This window comes from Caulobacter sp. 602-1 (genome assembly GCF_003931565.1).
GTDB lineage: Bacteria > Pseudomonadota > Alphaproteobacteria > Caulobacterales > Caulobacteraceae > Caulobacter.
Genome location: NZ_RRYI01000003.1, coordinates 593420 through 607129 on the forward strand (window position 1 = coordinate 593420; position 13710 = coordinate 607129).

Consider the following 13710-nt stretch of genomic DNA (forward strand, 5'->3'; position numbering starts at 1 on the left):
GACTGCCCGCGTTGACGTCGTGGCCGGGATTCGTGCGATGCAGTTTCGACATGAGGCGCGCCAAGCGCTGGCGCGGGCCAAGGCGCTCTTGGCCCAAGGCGACGACCACGCCCTGCGCTATGCCGCCCTGGAGCTGCGGCTGACCCTTGAAGCGGGCGTCTATGACCGGTTGCACGACTACCGCCGCGACGTTCCGCCGAGCGTTTACGAGGTTTGGCCGCCGCCCAAGGTGCTTCGCCTGCTGCTTGAGGTCGATCCGGATGCCGACCAGCCATCGACGGTGCGCATCACACGCCGGGGCGGAGGCGGCGACACCCCGGCCTCCGTAACCTTCTCCGAGACGCCGATCGACCGGTTCATGCTCAAGGGCAACTACGACGCCCTGGGCTCCTACCTTCATATGCCCACCCTCAAGCAGATCACCAAGGACGGCGGCCCCGACTTCGCCAAGCTCCGCAAGCGGTGCGAGGCGTTGGTGGCCCTGCTCGACCCGATGGTGACGCCGCTCAAGCAGACCTTCATCGGCGGGCGTTTCAGCCATTGCGGCTGCACACGCTGCGGGGCCGACATGCGCAAGCGCGTGCCACCCGGGGTTACAGGCGAGCTGGCGGCGGTCTGCCAGGGTTGCGAGGCGCCGTATCGCCTCTTCGTCGGCGATGACGACCCCGACCGATGGTCCGCCGTCAAATACGGCGCGCCTTGCCACCATGAGGGATGTGCGGGCGAGCACGGGATCTTCCCTGACGAACTGAAACAAGGTCATCGCTGGACCTGCGACCAATGTGGCGGCGACAACGCGATCGACCTTGTTATCCTCGCCGTGTCGGACCCCGCCAAGGGCGACGACGGCGCGGGGGATCGCTAGACCCTCACGCCCCATCCGCTATACGCCAAAGCAGGACGTTGACAGCGCGCCGGCGCAGTCGGTCTAACAAGCTTGACCATCGCCCTAGCGGGGATCAGCTCGCGAGATGTCCGCCTCACGGGGTGGTGTCAGCCGGAGGATGAAACGTTGCTGACAGCGCAGGAGTGGCAAGTCATCAGTAGCCAAGTTACCGACGCGATGAACGTGCATGTGAAGCCGTTCGTCGCGCCTATCTCCGCGAGCATGGGCGCTGGCGGCCGTCACGTCGGCACGGGAACATATGTGACGCAGGGCGGGCGTCGTACCCTGCTGTCCTGCGAGCACGTCCTGGCGGTTGGCCGCCACTACCGCTTTTCTGGGTCGGAAAAAGTTTGGGGTCATCAAGCCGAATGGTCCTACGACAAAGCCCTGGATGTCGCTTTCCTCGATGTCCCAGACGAGCCCTGGGACGCTTTCCCACACGACGCGCAGGCGGTTCCCTATCAGCGCTTCGCAGAGCGCCACCACACGATCGGGAACGAGGAAATCCTGTTCTTTCGGGGCTACGCTGGGGAGAACAGCCAGTTCCTCGTCGACACCCTCGAAGCGAACGCCTCGGGCTACGGCACGCAGGAGGTCAGGGACACCGGCGATGGCGACCATTTCGAGATCTTTTGGGAGCCAACTTCGACCCGGTTGACGGCTGGGACCTCCGAGGAAGCTCGCCAGCGCGTGAAGTATCGTGATCCGCACGGTTTCAGCGGATCGCTCGTCTGGAACACCCGCTACTGCGAGGTGACCCGGGCAGGCGAAACCTGGGCGCCTGCCGAAGCCGTTGTCGTGGGGATGGTCCAGCAATGGCTACCCGGCGCAAAACGCCTGCGCGTGCTTCGTGTCGAGCATGTCCGAAATTGGCTGGATCTCCAGACGCCTGGATAACCACCCCGTACAGACCTTCCCTCTGACCGCTTTCCGGCGTGGTGTCCGCGTCGGTTTAGGGCCTCACCGGACCGTGTCCGGGTCCGGTGAGGGAGCCAGTTCAAGTGCTGGCGAAATGACGCCTCTTTGCCGGCGGTGGACCCGTGCGAGGGTCGGACGTTGAGTCCTTGGCGCCGGTTTCAGCCCAACCGATTAAATCGCTGGCTGCATACACCACTTTGCCTCCTAACTTTCGATAGCTAGGGCCTGACCCATAGGTGCGATATTTCTCCAAGGTGCGCGCCGAAAGGCGCAGCAGATGCGCTGCCTCAACCGTCGTCAAATAGACGGGAAGAGGTTCAGTTTGGATGGGATCCATAATTTCCCCTCACACTGAGCGTCGGCCGTTAAGCGCAATCGACGCTGGTTGAGGGCTTGGAAGGTCTTCCCGCATACGAAGCCCCGGCGAATGCGGGAAATCGTACGTTAGAGGGTGATAGCGTAGGCGTAGTGATCGAGACCTACCGATTCTGCGCGCCATTTTCCCGAATTAAACGAGACCGACAAAGCGTCCCACAGGTCCAGCTTGGCTGGAAACACGACACAATCGTCGACTTGGATCTCGTGAGCGAACCGAAATAGCTGGCCGGCGGCGACAGGCACAAGGCCTGCTGTGCGCTCGGGATAGGTCTTGCTGTATTTTTCGCGGTTCGCCTTGAGAGCGCTGAGATCTCCCGCTTCGGGCCATCCGATCGCGATGCAGCTTCGATCAGCGAAAAGAGCCTCGGCGTCGCCGGTCTTCCCGGCGTGAATGCCCCAAACGGCCTGCTCCGCCATAGGTGCGCCCCCTTACACCGCATCCTATAGATGAGCGAATTTGAGGCGCCAGCGGATAAGGCGCGGCCTGCTGCCATGGGCTGGCCTGTTTACCGGGTCCAGATGGCGGAGGTCAGCTTCCACGGCGGCGCTGCGCCAGTTGCAGACATTCAGAACCGCGCGGAACCCGACATAGATCCGCGTTGAGGAGCCGGGTCCGAACCGGGTGAACGATCCGGACCGGCATCCCCCTAGAACCGCTTGGCCGCTCCTATCCGGGCGGTCGCGGACGACTGGCGCTTGGCCAGTTCGCCGCCGAGATCGAGATCCAGCGACCAGCCGTTCTCGAAGCCCAGGCCGCTGCCGACGCCCAGGGTCACGCGATCCGTGGCCCACGCATCGCCCACCAGCTGATAGGACGCCCCATCCAGCCAGTCCGCATAGCGGATGCGCTGCGGATCCACCGCGGCGAACTCGTGCGAGTACTCGATCCGCACGCGCGGCGTGACCCTGACCTCGCCCATTTCGCGGTCGAACTGGACGCGGCCGCCGATGACGCCGACCAGCGAGTTCAGGCGACGCTTGTCGTAAGCCAGGGCATAGACATCCGATCCGCGCTCGGCATAGGCGTCCAGCGTGGCGTCCAGCGCCTTGGCCCTCAGATACAGGGACCAGGTCACGTGGCGCGCCGCGCCGTCATAGCCGACCGTCAACGAACCGAACCGCAGGGAGGCGTCGCGCTCGCCGGTGACGATCGCCTGGCTGGCCGCGGTCGCGCGACGCGTATCAAAGGTCAGCCGGCCGACGCCCGCCACCGCGTCGACGAAGACGCCGGAAGCCGGATGGAGGCTGGCGTAGGTCGCCGCCGTCCAGCCATCGGCGTCTACCCGGCCCTTGCCGCCCGACAGCTTGGTGACGTCCGAGGCGTAGCCGCCGCCCACGCCGACGGTGATCGCCGGCGACAGTCGCACATCGCCGCCGCCGCTCACGCCCGAGGTCTGGACCGTCAGCTTCGCCAGTCGCGTGTCGGCGTCGCGGCGGCCGACCGTGATCGCCCCGCCCGCCCAGACCTCGACCTGGCCGATGGGGCGCTGAGCCGGCCCCGCGCCTGGCTCGGCGGGACTTGCCGGACGCTCCCGGCAGGCGCGATCTTCTTCCGGCGTATGGGCGCGCTGGCGACACGCGTCCGCCTGGCCGACGCCCGAGACCAGGTTCAGGCCAAAGCCATCGCCGGACTGGCCGCCGTGCAGACTTTCAAGACGCCGTCCAAAATTGTCGAGCTGCGTCCCCGCGAAGCGACGAGCGGTCTCGGTCTGGGCGTCGTTGATCGCGCGAATGCTGGCGTCGGTGGTCAGATCGGGCCGCGCCTCGACCGTCAGGATCACGGTCAGCGGGTCCGACACGCCCGAGCTATTGGTCAGGGTGTAGGTGAAGGTGATGTCGCCGGTGAACGCGCCTTTCGACGTGAACTCCAGCGCATAGGTGTGGGCCTCCGCCGAGCCGCCCTCGATCAGGCGGGCCGTACCGATCGCGGCCGCCGGCGTGGCGACCAGCGCCGCAGCCAGGAACGGACCGTCGGTCGCCGAGGCTGTCAGGTCGACGGTGACCTTGCGGCCGCCCATCGCGGTGACCTTCAGGATCGGAGCGGTCGGGGTCGATTTGATCACCTCGATATTGACGGTGGCGGGCGCCGAGACACCGCCAGGCCCGATGGCGATGAAGGTGAAGCTGTCACGGCCCACATAGCCCTTGTCGGCGGTATAGACGGCGGTGACCTCCGGGACGGCGGGCGCCGCCACCGCGCACAGACGCGCTCCGGCGTCACGCGCGGCCACCCGCGCCGCGGTGCGCACCAGCTCGACCTTGCCGTGTCGGGGCTGGGTGGCGATCTGGACGTCGGTGACGATGCCCTTAACCAGGCTGGCCAGGTTGAAATTGACCTTGTCCACGACGATGGCCGCATCGCCGTTGGCGCCGGTTCCGCCCAGGCCACCGGTGACGCCGGTGTCGAGGGTCGCGGTAGGCGGCGGCTCGGCCGTGGGCGGCGGCGGGGGCAGGACGTTGAGCTTGACCGAGGCGGGGCTCGACTCACCCCAGGCGCCGGTGATTTTGAAGCTGAAACCGTCCGCGCCGATATAGCCGACCTCGGGCGTGTATTCCACGATCGGGCCGATCAGCGACACCGCGCCATGGGCCGGTTCGGACTGCAGCGCCACGGCGTCGCCCGCGTTCAGGCTCGCCAGGGTAATGGTCGTGGCGGTGTTGTACGGCACGTCGATGGACTGATCCCTGGCCGCGACCGCCGAAGCGACCGTGAGGGCGAGCGTCTGGCCGGCCTTGGCGCCGTTGGCGTCGGTCACCTGAACCGTCACGGTGTAGGCGCCCACGGCTGTCGGCTTCCCCTTGATCGCGCCGCTCGCGTCCATCGTAAGGCCGGGCGGAAGCCCGCTGGCGGTGAAGGCATAGGGCGCCTTGCCGCCCTGGGCGGCGACGCTCCCGGCGAAGGTCTGGCCGACTGTCGCCGGACCAAGTGCGGTCGTGGTGATCGTCAGCGTCGCGGCGACATCGCCTTGATAGGACTGGCTAGCCGTCGTGTTTCGCGCGTCTGTCGCTTGAACCGTAAAGGCGTAGGGCCCTGCAGTGGTCGGAGTCCCGCTGATCGCGCCGGTCTGGCCATTGAGGCTGAGACCGGCAGGCAGGGCGCCGCTTGAGATCGAGAAGGTCACGGGCGCAGTCCCGCCCGTGGCGCCCACCGTCGCGGCATAGGGCGCGCCCATCACGGGGGTTGGCAGGCTGCCTGTGGTGATCGCGAGGGACTCGGCGATAGCGCCGCTATAGGCCCGGGTGGCGGTGACGCTATTGGCGTCGCTGGCCTGGATCGTGAAGCTGTATGCGCCGGCCGCGGTCGGTGCGCCGGTGATCGCGCCCGTCGAGGTGTTCAGCGACAAGCCCGCTGGCAAGCTCCCGGCCGAGACCGAGAAGGTCACCGGCGCCGTCCCGCCGGTCGAGGCGATTGCCTGGCTGTAGGGCTGGGTGAGGACCGGGGTGACGATCGCCGCAGTGGTGATCGAGATGCTGTTGCCGATCGCGCCGCTGTAGGCCTGGGTGGCGGTGACGCTGGCGCCGTCGCTGGCCTGGATCGTGAAGCTGTAAGCGCCCGCAGCCGTCGGCGTGCCGGTGATCGCGCCCGTCGAGGCATTCAGCAAAAGGCCCGCCGGCAAGCTTCCGGCCGAGACCGAGAAGGTCACCGGCGCCGTCCCGCCCAAGGTCGACACCGTCTGGCTATAGGCGACGCCGAGCAGCGGCGTCGGCAGGGTCGTCGTGGCGATCGACAGGGCGCTGGCGATCGCGCCGCTATAGGCGCGGACATCCGTCGCGCTGTTGTTGTCCGTCGCCTGGATTGTGAAGCTGTAGGCGCCCGCGGCCGTCGGCGCGCCGGTGATCGCGCCCGTCGAGGCATTCAGCGACAGGCCCGCCGGCAAGCTCCCGGCCGAAACCGAGAAGGTCACCGGCGCGGCCCCGTTGGAGGTCGAGACGGTTTGGCTGTACGCTACGCTCAGCAAAGGCGTGGGCAGGCTGGCCGTCGTGATCACGACGCCGCTGGAGATCGAACCGCTATAGGCTTCGGTGGCGATGATGCTGTTGGCGTCGGTCGCCTGGACCGTGAAGCCGTAGGCGCCGGCCGCGGTGGGCGTGCCCGTGATCGCGCCCGTCGAGGCATTCAGCGACAGGCCCGTCGGCAAGCTGCCGGCCGAAACCGCGAAGCTGATCGGAGCCGCGCCGCCCGACGTGGCGACGGTCTGGCTATAGGCCTGGGTCAGAACCGGCGTCGGCAGGGTCGCCGTGATGATCGCCAGGGTCGAGGCGATCGTTCCGCTGTAGGCGTGGGTGGCCGCTACGGCGTTGGCGTCGGTCGCCTGGACCGTGAAGCTGTAGGCGCCGGCCGCGGTCGGCGTGCCCGTGATCGCGCCCGTCGACGTATTCAGCGACAGGCCCGCCGGCAAGCTGCCGGCCGAGATCGAGAAGCTCACCGGAGCCGTGCCGCCCGAGGTGGCGATCGTCTGGCTATAGGCCTGGGTCAGAACCGGCGTCGGCAGGGTGGCGGTCGTAATCGACAGGGCCGCGATAATCGTGCCGGAGTAGCTGCGCGAGTTGCTCTGGCTGGCGGAGTCCGTGGCGCGGATCGTGAAGCTGTAAGCGCCCGCTGTGGTCGGCGTACCGCTGATCACGCCGGTCGAAGCGTTGAGGGACAAGCCCGCGGGCAGCGTCCCCGCACTGACGGCGAAGGTGTAGGGCGCCGTGCCGCCGCTGCCCGAAGCGGTCTGGCTGTAGGCCGTGTTCAGTACCGGGGTTGGCAGGCTGGTGGGGCTGACCGCCACCGAGGAGGCTGCCGCCACCGTCATCGTGTATTGCGTGTAGCCCGTATTACCGCCCGAATCTGCTGACTGGATCTGGAAGTCGAAGCTGCCGGCCGTCGTCGGCGTGCCGCTGATCGTGCCCGACGTGCTCAGGCTAAGGCCCGTCGGCAGGGAGCCGGTAGCAACGGTGTAAGTGTAGGGCGCCGCTCCGCCGGAAGCCGAGATGGTGGCGGAATAGTATTCGCCGACCTGCGGGGTAGAGCCGCCGGAGCTGATGGCCCCGCCCGTCAGCGCGCAGCTGTTGGCCGGGCCGGCGGTCATGTTGATAGACACCGCCTGGTTGCTGACAAAGTCAGCGTACTGACCATCGGCGCTCGTCACTCGCACCGCCACGTTGTAGCTGCCATTGGTGCTGACGCAGTTGACCCCTGTGACCAGGCCCGAGCTGGACATCGTGAAGGCCGCAGGCAGCGCTCCCGACAGGATCTGGAAGGTGTAGGGCGCGGTCCTCCCGCTGGGCGCCAGTTGGTAGGAATATTGCACGCCGCGCTGGGCCTGCGGCATGTTGATGTCCAGTGAGATGCTATTGACCGTCTTGGTCACCGCCAAAGCCGGCCCTGCGGACAGTGTCACCGCCACAAGGATCAGCGCCGCCCAGGCGCGCACGACCCGCCGCCAGATCGCCGATGCAGCGGACTGGGTGGTCGGAGAAACAAAAGACGAAACGGTCATCTACGGGCCTGGCTGTGCGCTTTGCGTGCGCGCAGACAGCGGCCTCGACCTTTAATTTAGACGTTACCAAAACCCCGTTCGGCGAGCGGCAAAACGCCCCACCATAGGCCGTGCTCGAATTGAGTACTCGCCTGAAAGCTGCATGAAACGAAACGTTTGCAGGCCTAGGCCGCGCGCTGCCTGGACTAGCTCCCCGGCGACGCGCTCGCCGGCTTCAGGAGCCCGTGCATTCCCATCCAGCGGGCGAAAGCGTCGAACCAGCCGGTGCTGGTGGTTGTCTTCTGATACATGCCAAAGCCGTGACCGCCCTGTTCGTAGAGGTGGAACTCGACCGGCCGCTTGGCCGACCGCCAGCTCTCGATCAGGCCAAATCCGCCATTCGCGAAGAAGGGATCGTCGGCCGCCAGCGCGACGAACAGCGGCGGCGCGTCAGCCGGAACGGTGACGGGCGCCAGCGAGCCATAGATCGTCCCGATGAAGGCGGGCTTGGCGTCCTGCCCCGCGAGCGTGGTGGCCATGGTCAGCATCGCGCCCGCCGAGAACCCGACCATCCCGATGCGGTCCGGATCGACATGCCATTCGGCCGCGCGCCCGCGGACCAGGGCGAACGCGGCGCGGGCGTCGGCGATCTGCGGGGCCAGACCCGCGATGGCCTGCTCGGGATTTGGCCGGGGGTTTCGCGCCGTATTGGCGAACATCTCGGTCATGGAGCGCTCGAAGCCGGCCATGTCGGCGGGCGTCTGATTCAGGCGATACTTGAGCACGAAGGCGGCCACGCCCCGGTCGGCCAGGGCCTGGGCGACCTGCCAGCCTTCATTTTCCATGGACAGGGTGCGAAACCCGCCGCCGGGCGCGACGATGACCGCGGCGCCCGTGGCCTTGGCCGGGTCGGGCAGAAACGGGGTCAAGGTCGCGACGGTGACGTTGCGGGCGAAGACGCTGCCATACTGGCTGTGCCAGGACTCAGCGGCGGTCGCGCCCGGCAGCGCCCCCGTGCCCAGCTCGATCGCCTTCGGCTGCGCCGGGATCGCGATCGGCGTCATCTTGTCGGCCTGGGCCTGGGCGGGCGCGGCGATCGCGCACGTTACGGCCAGGGCACCCGCGGCGAGGCCCGCGCGCATCGCCCTCATCCACGCCGAACGGCGATCGTTGTTGATCCACTCCATGGCGCAACCTCCCATTATAACTTTGTGACCGGTATCACTCCGGCTTTTAACTCCTACAAATATGCTGAGAGCTTGTCACGCCCCGATGACGGCCGAGTTTGGCCGGCGCCGCGCGCTAAAGGGATAAAAAAAGCCGCCCGAGCCTGGCGATTTGCGTCGGACTCGGGCGGGCCGCCCAGGAGGGGGAGAGCGGGCAGTCGAAAGCTCGCGACCAAGGGGACGAAGCGCTAGGTGGCCTCGACACGCGTCAAAGGCCGCGCCATGCCCCCAATCTGTAAGACAGATTACGGAATGGTTGCGTTAACGTAAGCGTATTTACTTGAACCTGTCCAACCAATAACGGTGCAATACCGATAAACGTGACGCCGCCGGCAGGTCAGCGCGTCCCGCGGCGCCAGTTTTGAGTCGAGCCGACAATCGACTAGGTAGGACTGCAACGACAGTGGCGGGGTAGACGATTGGCCAGAAACACCGAGGGCGTCCGCGGCCCAACAATCGTCGATGTCGCGGCCGCGGCCGGTGTTTCCCCCATGACCGTGTCGCGCGTGATCAACGCTCGCCCGGGCGTCGGCCCTGACACACGACTTGTCGTCACCGAAGCGATCCATCGCCTGGGCTATACGCCGAACGTCGCCGCGCGAAGCCTCGTGACCTCGGCCGAGCTGCGGATCGGCGTCATCTATTCCAATCCCAGCGCCGCCTTCATGAGCGAGTTCCTGACCGGGGTCTACGAAGAGGCCTCCACGCGCGGCGCCCGCCTGATCCTGCTCAGGGGCGGGGAGGGCGGACGCCCGCCCCAGGACGCCGAGTTGAAGAACCTGATCGCCGCGGGCGTGCGCGGCGTGATCCTGGCCCCTCCCCTAGGCGAATCCTCCACGGTCCTGCGGGTGTTGCGCAAGGCGCGACTGCCGCTGGCGGCGGTCGGCGCCTATGGCGTGGCGGGAGCCATCTGCGTCCGGATCGACGATCGCCGGGCCGCCTACGAGATGACGCGGGATCTGATCGCCGAAGGGCATCGCCGCCTGGGCTTCATCCTGGGCAATCCCGACCAGGCGGCGAGCGCCGAGCGGCTTGCGGGGTTCTACGCGGCGGTTCGGGAGGCCGACGACGTGCAGACGACGATCGCGCAGGGCGATTTCAGCTTCACCTCGGGCCTCGCGGCCGCGGAACTCCTGCTGGATGCGTCACCCGCGCCGACGGCGATCTTCGCCAGCAACGACGACATGGCCGCGGCGGTGGTGTCGGTCGCGCACCGCCGACACCTTGATGTGCCCGGCGCGCTGACGGTCGCCGGGTTCGATGACACCGCCGCGGCGGTCACCCTGTGGCCCCCGCTCACCACGGTGCGCCAGCCCGTTCGCGAGCTGGCCGCCGAAGCGCTTGGCCTGCTGGCGGCCCAGATCTCCGGGGCCGAGACACATCTCGCCGATCGCCGCGACCGGGTGCTCGATCACCAGGTCGTGCGCCGGCTCTCGACCTCGCCGCCGTGAGAAATTCGGGCGTGGAGCTCATCTAGAGGGCCACGCCGATCGTCTTGCCTGCAGGGCCTCACCCGCCGCTCCGAACGCCGGCGCGCCCGATAACGTTATCGCTCCCGATCACCAGAACCGTTCTCAGGCTTGCCCGCGCCCTGGCTGGGTTTGACTGACCAGCACCAGCCCGGCGCGGCGACGCCGAGCGGCCGCAAGAATGATAATATGTCGGAGTATTGACACGGCGCCGGCGACCATACCAAGATCAACGATAACGTTACCATCGCGATCCGCCGTGGCGACGATCAAGCACGCGGCGCCGGTGAGCCCGCGGATAGGGAGGGATGAGAATGAACGCCAACGGCATGACGTCCGTGGAGGACGGCGGCGCGCCCAGTCACGCCCGGATCAAGGCTCGGAACAGCGCGGCGCAGCTTCGGAACCGCGTTCTGCGGTCCGCCAGCGCCGGCGCGGTGACCGCGGCCCTGTTCGCCGCCGCGCCGGCTTTGGCTCAGACAGCCTCGACTCCGGCGGCGGCCAATGACTCGGCCACCGTCACCGAGGTCGTCGTCACCGGCACGCGCATCCAGACCACGGGCTTCACGGCCCCGACGCCGACCTCGGTGATCGGCGAAGCTCAGATCCAGAACAACGCCCAGCCGAACGTCTTCGCCACCATCGTCCAACTGCCGTCGCTGCAGGGCTCGAGCGGTTCGGCGACCAACACCTTCAGCACGTCCAGCGGCCAGCAGGGCCTGAGCTCGTTCTCGCTGCGCGGCCTGGGCACGATCCGCACCCTGACCCTGCTGGACGGCCAGCGCGTGGTCGGGGCCTATTATACGGGCGTCACCGACGTCAGCCTGTTCCCGCAACTGCTGATCCAGCGCGTCGACGTCGTGAACGGCGGCGCCTCGGCCTCCTATGGCTCGGACGCGGTGGGCGGCGTCGTCAACTTCATCACCGACACGCGCTTCGAGGGCCTGAAAAGCAATGTCCAGGCGGGCATCTCGAAGTACAATGACAACGAGCAAGGCCTGGTGCAGCTGGCTGGCGGCCGCAGCTTCGCGGGCGACCGCGTGCACGTGGTCGGCAGCGTCGAATGGGCCAAGGAGAACGGCGTCGGTCCGGGCGACTTCGGCCTGGACCTGGCGGGTGACCGTCACTGGTTCACCCAGACGACCATGATCGATCGCAACGTCCTCAATGACGGCTCGCCGCGGTACGTGATGCGCGACAACGCCCAGCCGTACGCCTACACCAAGTACGGCTTGATCACGGCCGGTCCGCTGCAAGGCATCGCCTTCGACCAGGCTGGCAACCCGTTCCAGTTCCAATACGGCTCGAACGGCGTTCCGTCCAAGACCGCTGGCGGCGCCGTCACCGGCTGCTTCCCGGGCTTCTGCGTCGGCGGCGACCTGTCCGGTAACGTCGACTCGGGCCGCACGCTGCAGTCGAAGATCGAGCGCAAGGTCGCCTATGGCCGCGTTGGCTACGACTTCGCCGAGGGCAATGAGGCCTACGTCTCGTTCAATCTGGGCCAGGTCAAGACCAGCAACCAGCCCGTCAACGGCATGAATCGGACGGGCCTGACGCTGCAGTGCTCCAACCCTTACCTGCCGACCTCGGTGCGGGACGCCTGCGCGACCGCCGGCATCACCAGCTTCCAGTACGGCGTCAGCAACGCGGTGCTGCCCAATACCAAGGTCCATACAGACCGTCGTCAGTATCGCGTCGTCGCCGGCCTGAAGGGCAAGTTCGCCGCGGTGGGCTCGGATTGGACCTACGACGCCTACTACCAGCACGGTGAAAACAAGACCGCTATCGACGTCGACCACATCATCCTGACGCCGCGCTTCAACCAGGCGATCCAGGCCACCACGTTGAACGGGGCGATCGTCTGCGCCGATCCCGTGGCGCGCGCCAACGGCTGCCAGCCGCTCAACATCTTCGGCGGCAAGCCGCCCTCCGCCGCGGCCCTGGAATATGTCCAACCCGCCGCCGGCCCGTTCCAGCGCCTGCTCATGAAACAGGACGTGGCCAGCCTGAACTTCTCGGGCGCCCCGATCGACCTGTGGGCCGGTCCGCTTTCGGTGGCCTTCGGCGCTGAATATCGCCGGGAATATTACACCGTCCGCGCGGACCCATATGGCGCCGGCGTCGCCGATCGCAGCCCCTACGGCGGCAGCTATCCGGCGGATCCGCTGCTCAACACCCTCGGCAACAACTGGCACGCGGGCAACTACAAGAACGGCGACGGCGTCTACAACGTCAAGGAAGCCTTCCTCGAGGTCGACCTGCCGCTGTTCAACAACGACTCCGCCGGCCGCGCCAACTTCAACGCCGCGGCGCGGGTCACCGACTACAGCACCTCGGGCACCATCTGGACCTGGAAGGCGGGCGGAACCTGGGACACGCCGATCGACGGCCTGCGCTTCCGTGGCGTGACCTCGCGCGACGTCCGCGCGCCCAACCTGTCGGAGCTATTCGCCGCACCGGTCACCACGACCCTGCCGAACTTCTTCGATCGGGCGAACAATCGGAACGTGGTGGCGATCCAGAACGCCGTCGGCAACCCGAACCTGACGCCGGAAATCGCGCGCAATTCGCAGATCGGCGTCGTGTTGGCCAATCCGGCCTGGCTGCCAGGCTTCAGCGCGTCGTTCGACTACTACAAGATCAAGGTCGACGACGTCGTCTCCAGCCTGGGCGCGGCCCAGATCGTCGACTACTGCATCGACAAGGTCCTGCCCCAGACCTGTAGCGCCTATAACCTCAACAACCCCAACGGCCCGAACTACATCAACGTCCAGTCCTTCAACCTGGCGTCAATCAAGACCAGCGGCTTCGACATCGAGGCCAGCTATCGCTGGCAGCAACCGCTGGGCCTGTCGGGCGCCTTCACCCTGCGCGCCCTGGCCACCCACATCCGCGACTTCTGGACCGACACGGGCCTGCCCGGCACCGTTCCGGTCGACTCCGCGGGCGTGAACCAGGGCAATACGCCCAACTGGAAATGGCTCGCGATCCAGAGCTACGAGACCGACCGCTTCTCCCTGACGCTGCAGGAGCGTTGGTTCACCGACGGCAACTACGGCAACCAGTATGCGGTCTGCGCCCCGGGAACCTGCCCCGCCTCGACGCCCAACGCGCCGACCATCGACAAGAACTTCATGCCCGGCGCGTTCTACATGGACGTCGGCGGGACCTACAACATCCGCAAGGACGTGAGCGCCTACTTCAAGGTCGACAACCTGTTCGACCGCGATCCGGCCAAGTCGCCGAACTACGCCAACCCGGCCCTCTACGACATCGTCGGCCGGATGTACCGCGCGGGCGTTCGCTTCCGCTTCTAGATCCCCCCGACTACGGAGGTCAGGCGTCCGCGCCTGACCTCCTTATTTTTG

Annotated in this window: 8 protein-coding genes; 4 read left to right on the forward strand and 4 right to left on the reverse strand. The window is 67.1% G+C overall.

Features of this window, described 5'->3' with window-relative positions:
• Nucleotides 1–37 precede the first annotated feature (37 nt).
• Together EIK80_RS11735 and EIK80_RS11740 are read left to right on the forward strand one after the other, a co-directional pair.
• Nucleotides 38–865, forward strand: a complete 828-nt coding sequence (locus EIK80_RS11735) for a hypothetical protein (protein ID WP_125157160.1) — start codon at nucleotides 38–40, stop codon at nucleotides 863–865.
• A 147-nt stretch (nucleotides 866–1012) separates the two neighbouring features.
• Nucleotides 1013–1783, forward strand: a complete 771-nt coding sequence (locus tag EIK80_RS11740; RefSeq protein WP_125157161.1) for a hypothetical protein — start codon at nucleotides 1013–1015, stop codon at nucleotides 1781–1783.
• Between the two features lie 100 nt (nucleotides 1784–1883).
• On the opposite strand, the gene EIK80_RS11745 is transcribed toward EIK80_RS11740, so the two are convergent.
• From EIK80_RS11745 to EIK80_RS11760, 4 genes are all read right to left on the reverse strand, one after another.
• Nucleotides 1884–2141, reverse strand: a complete 258-nt coding sequence (locus tag EIK80_RS11745) for a helix-turn-helix domain-containing protein (protein WP_125157162.1) — start codon at nucleotides 2139–2141, stop codon at nucleotides 1884–1886.
• A 107-nt stretch (nucleotides 2142–2248) separates the two neighbouring features.
• Nucleotides 2249–2599 (reverse strand): hypothetical protein, encoded by a 351-nt coding sequence (locus EIK80_RS11750; RefSeq protein WP_125157163.1) that lies wholly within the window; start codon nucleotides 2597–2599, stop codon nucleotides 2249–2251.
• A 230-nt stretch (nucleotides 2600–2829) separates the two neighbouring features.
• Nucleotides 2830–7668, reverse strand: coding sequence for a putative Ig domain-containing protein (locus EIK80_RS11755; protein ID WP_125157164.1), 4839 nt, complete (start codon nucleotides 7666–7668; stop codon nucleotides 2830–2832).
• A gap of 185 nt (nucleotides 7669–7853) precedes the next feature.
• A complete protein-coding gene (locus EIK80_RS11760) occupies nucleotides 7854–8834 on the reverse strand; it encodes an alpha/beta hydrolase (RefSeq protein WP_125157165.1) in 981 nt (326 codons plus the stop codon).
• Between the two features lie 494 nt (nucleotides 8835–9328).
• Between EIK80_RS11760 and EIK80_RS11765 the strand changes: the two genes are divergently transcribed.
• Together EIK80_RS11765 and EIK80_RS11770 are read left to right on the forward strand one after the other, a co-directional pair.
• A complete protein-coding gene (locus EIK80_RS11765; protein WP_255414585.1) occupies nucleotides 9329–10324 on the forward strand; it encodes a LacI family DNA-binding transcriptional regulator in 996 nt (331 codons plus the stop codon).
• A gap of 332 nt (nucleotides 10325–10656) precedes the next feature.
• Complete coding sequence (locus tag EIK80_RS11770; RefSeq protein ID WP_233586560.1) at nucleotides 10657–13659, forward strand: TonB-dependent receptor domain-containing protein; 3003 nt, start codon at nucleotides 10657–10659, stop codon at nucleotides 13657–13659.
• Nucleotides 13660–13710: the final 51 nt, after the last annotated feature.

What these genes read in the sequence shown, in the direction of transcription:
- EIK80_RS11770 (WP_233586560.1), top strand. Translation starts at nt 10,657, where the DNA reads ATGAACGCCAACGGCATGACGTCCGTGGAGGACGGCGGCGCGCCCAGT.
- EIK80_RS11735 (WP_125157160.1), top strand. Translation starts at nt 38, where the DNA reads ATGCAGTTTCGACATGAGGCGCGCCAAGCGCTGGCGCGGGCCAAGGCG.
- EIK80_RS11745 (WP_125157162.1), bottom strand. Translation starts at nt 2,141, where the DNA reads ATGGATCCCATCCAAACTGAACCTCTTCCCGTCTATTTGACGACGGTT.
- EIK80_RS11760 (WP_125157165.1), bottom strand. Translation starts at nt 8,834, where the DNA reads ATGGAGTGGATCAACAACGATCGCCGTTCGGCGTGGATGAGGGCGATG.
- EIK80_RS11755 (WP_125157164.1), bottom strand. Translation starts at nt 7,668, where the DNA reads ATGACCGTTTCGTCTTTTGTTTCTCCGACCACCCAGTCCGCTGCATCG.
- EIK80_RS11750 (WP_125157163.1), bottom strand. Translation starts at nt 2,599, where the DNA reads ATGGCGGAGCAGGCCGTTTGGGGCATTCACGCCGGGAAGACCGGCGAC.